This is a genomic window from Protofrankia sp. Cas8, from assembly GCF_963555845.1.
Classification (GTDB): Bacteria; Actinomycetota; Actinomycetes; order Frankiales; family Frankiaceae; genus Protofrankia.
On the sequence record NZ_CAUVXI010000063.1, the window covers coordinates 24,130 to 25,118 of the forward strand.

2 protein-coding genes are annotated in these 989 nt (G+C 65.8%); one reads left to right on the forward strand and one right to left on the reverse strand.

Annotated elements, in window-relative coordinates; genetic code table 11:
* Nucleotides 1-487, forward strand: a 487-nt coding sequence (locus U9977_RS11760; protein ID WP_322749265.1) for an aldo/keto reductase, incomplete at its 5' end; no start/stop codon positions are given.
* Between the two features lie 38 nt (nucleotides 488-525).
* Here the strand turns inward: U9977_RS11760 and U9977_RS11765 are convergent.
* The coding region (locus U9977_RS11765) for a hypothetical protein (RefSeq protein ID WP_322749266.1) at nucleotides 526-989 on the reverse strand (464 nt) is incomplete at its 5' end.

Below are 989 nucleotides of genomic sequence, written 5' to 3' on the forward strand. Positions count from 1 at the left end.
GGACAGCTCCAACCAGGTGCAGTTCAGCCTTGTGCGGCCGCAGGTCGAGCGGGACCTCCTGCCGTACGCGGTGAAGAACGATCGGTTGATCATCGCGTACAGTCCCCTCGCACAGGGTCTGCTCTCAGGTCGCTACACCCGCGAGCATCGCCCGACGTCGCGGGTCCGGGCGATGAATCCCTTGTTCCTCCCGGAGAACCTCGACGCGGTACGGCCGGTCCTCAACGTCCTGCGCGATGTTGCCGCGGCACACGACGCGAGCCCGGCACAGATCGCGCTGGCGTGGGTGATCCGGCATCCGAACGTGGTGGCGATCCCCGGCGCCTCCACCGTGGCGCAGCTGGAGAGCAACGTGGCCGCCGCCGACATCGAGCTGACCGAGGTGGAGTACGGCGCTCTGAAGGCCGCCTCAGACGCCTTCGAGCCGGCGCTCGGGCCGCGAGCCGCCATTTCCGCGATCCTGCGTGGTGGCATTCGCCGTTCATAAGAGCCTGTTAAAGATCCACAATAGACTCTGGATGACTGTCAGTCAGAATCCGGGCTAGACATGACATGGAACGGCGGGCAGACCGCCGAGGAGTGGTAGGCGGCTGCCTCCAGCGCGAGGCCCACCCGTTCCAGCGGGTCGAGGTGGGCACTACCGAACAGGGAACCGAGCGCGAACTCCTCGCCGCAGCCGACCGCATCGTACAGGTCGATGCTGCGGCCGATCTGGAAGTCGGAGTCGATCCGGTAGAGCCGGCCACGGATGCCGACCAGGAACACCCCGCCCTCCTCCGAACCCGATTCGTTGCGCGCATAGCCGCCCTCACGCAGACAGTCGCGCACCGCGGAGATGAAGTCGGTGGCCATGAACCGATCTATGTCCCAGGTCTGCGGGAGGGGCGGAACCAGGCTGTACCGCAGGAGCTGACCCATCCGGAACGACGATGTGAAGCCCATGATGAACTCACTGTTGCGGAACACCTTGGTGTCGGCGCGGACCGTGA